At 63.8% G+C, this 3,336-nt stretch carries 4 protein-coding genes; 3 read left to right on the top strand and 1 reads right to left on the bottom strand.

Annotation, left to right across the window (positions count from 1 at the left end; all coding sequences use genetic code 11):
* Positions 1-638 precede the first annotated feature (638 nt).
* Positions 639-1,775 (top strand): rhomboid family protein, encoded by a 1,137-nt coding sequence (locus B3V69_RS10250; RefSeq protein ID WP_296446238.1) that lies wholly within the window; start codon positions 639-641, stop codon positions 1,773-1,775.
* Here the strand turns inward: B3V69_RS10250 and B3V69_RS10245 are convergent.
* Positions 1,772-2,125, bottom strand: coding sequence for a hypothetical protein (locus B3V69_RS10245; protein ID WP_296446235.1), 354 nt, complete (start codon positions 2,123-2,125; stop codon positions 1,772-1,774). The two genes, B3V69_RS10250 and B3V69_RS10245, sit on opposite strands and share 4 nt — an antisense overlap.
* A gap of 98 nt (positions 2,126-2,223) precedes the next feature.
* Here B3V69_RS10245 and B3V69_RS10240 point away from each other — a divergent pair, with 98 nt between their 5' ends.
* Positions 2,224-2,739 (top strand): hypothetical protein, encoded by a 516-nt coding sequence (locus B3V69_RS10240; protein ID WP_296446233.1) that lies wholly within the window; start codon positions 2,224-2,226, stop codon positions 2,737-2,739.
* Positions 2,740-2,854: 115 nt separating this feature from the next.
* Positions 2,855-3,336 (top strand): lipid-binding SYLF domain-containing protein (locus B3V69_RS10235; RefSeq protein WP_296446231.1); only part of this gene is annotated, 482 nt, incomplete at its 3' end.

The following is a 3,336-nucleotide window of genomic DNA, read 5'->3' as shown; positions in this document are numbered from 1 at the left end:
TCCCAGCCGGTTCGCGCCGCTGCCGAATAAACGTTGTCATCCCCGCGAAAGCGGGGATCCAACGTCCTTGGATTCCCCGCTTACACCGCAATGGGCACTGGTACAGTTTGACCTAGGGTTGTGGCTTTGACGTCCGGCGCCTCCACCAAGGGATAATTAGGAAATCGGTCGCATAGCCGCCTGCCAAGCCACTGATAAGGCCCACCACGACGTAATCGAGATGATCCGCAAGTCGCCAGCCCGGATGGGCTGAAAAGACTGCCACCTCAAGAACGACAAAACCGACGGCCATGTAGGCCAGTCTACGCAGTTCTCTTTTGAGCATCGCTCTGTTCCCCAGCCTCAATCAGATTCACGATATCGCTGATATCTCAAAGCTTTTGTGTCAGCCCACAGGCCATGGCCGGGGGGACATGCGGACCGCCGAATTGATCCGGGAGAAATTATGCCAGCAGGCGGCAATGACAGGGTTATTTTCAAACCCTGTTAACCGTCTTTGATTACCTGCCTTAAAGCCTGAAAACCTATCCTCACCGCTCCAGACGGCGGTGGGGATGACGGCTTCCAGAACAGCCAGCTTCGGCAAGCGCGGGCCAGCGCCCGTGCGCGTTTCTGCGCCTGTTTCAACGCCCCGCCCCGTGGAAGAAACGCCGGCGCGTCCGCAGGCCGTCACGCCGCCCGGCTTCTTGGCACGCATCGTCTCAAACATTCCCTGGTTCACGCTGGTCCTGAGCTGCCTGCTGGTGTCTCGCTTCCAGGCCGAGCTAGCGCGCGCCACCGACTGGACCGGCCCCATGGCCCCCGGCCATTTCAGCCTGCTGGCAATGGGCGCCTCCTCCCGCGCGCAAGTGCAAGGCCATGGCGAATGGTGGCGGCTGTTCACCCAGACCGCGCTGCACGGCTCGGTCGCGCACCTGGTGGGCAACCTCGTCACCTTCATCGTGGTGGGCTTCCTGCTGGAGCCGATGATCGGCATTGGCTGGTTCGCCGCCATCTATTTCACCGGCGGCTTTGCCGGCGCGCTGCTGTCCACACTCTTCAATCCCGCCGACATGCTGTCAGTCGGCGCCTCCGGTGCCATCATGGCGACGCTGGCGGCGCTGTTCACGCTGAGCTTCCATGCCGGCGCCAAGAGCCCCGTGCGGATGCGCCGGGTGGCGGCCTTCGCGCTGTTTCCCGCCCTGATGCCGTCAGTCAGCCGCGGCGGCGCGGTCACCGACATCAATGCCCATCTGGGCGGCTGCCTGGCGGGCGTGCTGATCGGCTTCGTGATGCTGGTGCTGTGGAATGACGAAGACGAAACACCCCCCGGCCGCAACGCCGCCGCCACCCTTGCCGGCGCCTGGGCGGCGATGACGATCTGGGCCTTCCTGGTGTCCACTGTCACCTATGCCCATTATGCCCGTGACGGCCTCGCCTATATCCCGCCGCGCGAGATGCCCACCGATACCGAGTCGATGAAGAACACCTCCTTCGCGCTGGTGACAAAATATCCCAGGGACCCCCGCGCGCATATGTTCCGGGGCCTGTATTTCCTGGACAAGAACGACGTCTCGGATGCCGAGCCCTATTTCCGCGATGCCCAGCGGCTGGGCGAAGGCAGCCCGGTGATGAGCACCGCCTTCAGCAACTGGACCCGCGCGCTGCTGGCCGTCAGCGTGCGCTATCAGGGCCGCACGCAGGAGGCGATGGCGATCGCTGCACCGCTGTGCGCCAACACCAGCCTGGACGAACGCTCGCAGAAGACACTCAGCATCACCAGCTTGTGCAACTAGCGCGGAGGAAGCCCGCCATTGCCCGGATTCATGTCCGGGATCGGCCCGCTGTTGGGTGAGGTGCCCGGCAACGCTCCGCCGCTGTAGCCGGTGCCCGAGGTGCGGCATGCCGCAAGGCCCCGGTTCCAGCCGCTGCGATAGGCCTTGTTGCTTTTATACTCCGCATCGTCGCGCACGATGGTGTCGTCATGGCGCTTGTCGGCATCGGGTCCATAGGCGCTGTTGCAGCCATCCTGGTAGCCGGCACGATAGTCCGGCGTCTTGCGCAGCGCCCGCGTCTCCTTGCTGACGAACAGCCCGCAGGCCGACAAGGGAATGACAACAAGCAGCAGAATGAGGGCGCGGCGCATGGTTTGTATCCCGTGTTAACCACGCCATTTTACCCCGGATTAAGGTGAAAAGGCGCAAATTCGTCGCGATATTTTGTTCAGGAATTGTGAGGCATCGCGTGGACCGGGCAGATATTTCCAAACACCGCATCCTGCTGTTGGGCAGCAAGACCCACGCGCTTTTGCTTTTGCGCTCCATCCTGTCGGTCATGGGCGTCACCAGCATCGTCCAGGTCGAGGATACCCGCCGCGCCATCGAACTGCTGAGCATGGAGATGTTCCACGCCGTCTTCTACGATCCCAAGAGCGAAGGGTATGACGGCATGTCCTTCCCGGTCGCGGCGCGGCGCAAGGAATCCATGCTCAACCCGCTGGTGCCCATCTTCGCGCTGCAGCCCCGCGCCCGTCGCCACGATGTCGAACAGGCCCGCGACGCCGGGGTCACCGACATCATCACCGTCCCCATCAGCCCCCGGACGTTGATGACAAAAATGACAGCCGCGCCCCGCCCCTTCATCGTGGCGCAGGAATTCTTCGGCCCCGACCGCCGTTCCCGGGCTCGCGCGCCCTGGTGGGGGTCCGACCGGCGCATCCGCGCTGCCCGCAAGCAGAAGGTGGATTTCCTCAACGTCTGACGACGCTTGGCGTCGTCCCCTGCCGCATATGGAACCTTTGGGTTAGGCTGGCGTTTTAACGACCACATAGCCCCAGAAGGAATTTTCCATGCTGAAGTCCCCCTTATTCAAGTCCGTGGCCAAGCTGGCGTCCGTCGCCGCCGTCGCCGCCGTCGCCTTCATCACCCCTGCCCAGGCCTCGGACAAGACCGAGCTGCTGCGTGACGCCAACGAAGTCGTCAACGACCTGCGCCACGACCCCGCTTTCGGCACCGCCCGCAACATGCTGCAGAATGCCGAGGCCATCTACATCGTGCCCAAGCTGGTCAAGGCCGGCTTCATCTTCGGCGCCGAAGGCGGCGACGGCGTGTTGCTGCACCGCACCGGCCGCGGCTGGTCCACCCCGCGCTTCTACGGCATGGGCTCGGCCAGCTTCGGCCTGCAGATCGGCCTGGAACAGGCCAAGCTGGTCTTCATCATCAATTCCAAGCGCGCGCTGCGCGGCATTGAAAAGGGTGAGATCAAGCTGGGCGCCGGCGCCGGCATCACCGTCGTGACCCTGTCCAGCGCCGCCGAAGGCGCCACCACCACCCATGGCGGCGACATGGTGGTGTGGGC

The sequence above is a fragment of the Rhodoferax sp. UBA5149 genome (genome assembly GCF_002413825.1).
Lineage (GTDB): Bacteria > Pseudomonadota > Gammaproteobacteria > Burkholderiales > Burkholderiaceae_C > Rhodoferax.
This window is presented reverse-complemented; position numbering and strand designations above follow the sequence as displayed.

Bases quoted from the DNA above. Each gene is read 5' to 3' on its own strand.
- B3V69_RS10245 (WP_296446235.1), bottom strand. From the start codon at position 2,125: ATGCGCCGCGCCCTCATTCTGCTGCTTGTTGTCATTCCCTTGTCGGCC.